We start from the raw sequence: 304 nt of genomic DNA on the forward strand, positions 1-304 counted from the left end.
ATGGTGATATTTCGCGGATTAAGCTGATGGGTGATCAGGATATACGCGTGAATGTGACAGAGAGTAATACTGATAAAAATTACGTGACAATGAGTGGTCATTTATCGCAAGAGGCATTTAACCGCTTGGATAAGAGTGTGAAGCCGAATCTGGATAATTTGACGATTGATGTAGAGCACAACCAGAAATGGTTCGAGTTTCTAGAGTTTCCGATTTATGGGGATCAGACCGTGACAATTCATGTAGCGAAGGACGCTAAACTTAGTGAATTGGCGAGTGATATGAGATCGGGTGACTTGACGAT

The 304-nt window shown here is 42.1% G+C and carries 1 protein-coding gene; it reads left to right on the forward strand.

Annotation, left to right across the window (positions count from 1 at the left end; translation table 11 throughout):
• The coding region (locus R8925_RS16015) for a DUF4097 family beta strand repeat-containing protein (RefSeq protein ID WP_430536770.1) at positions 1–304 on the forward strand (304 nt) is incomplete at both ends.

Origin of the sequence: Listeria rocourtiae subsp. hofi (genome assembly GCF_963575615.1) — a bacterium.
GTDB lineage: Bacteria > Bacillota > Bacilli > Lactobacillales > Listeriaceae > Listeria_A > Listeria_A hofi.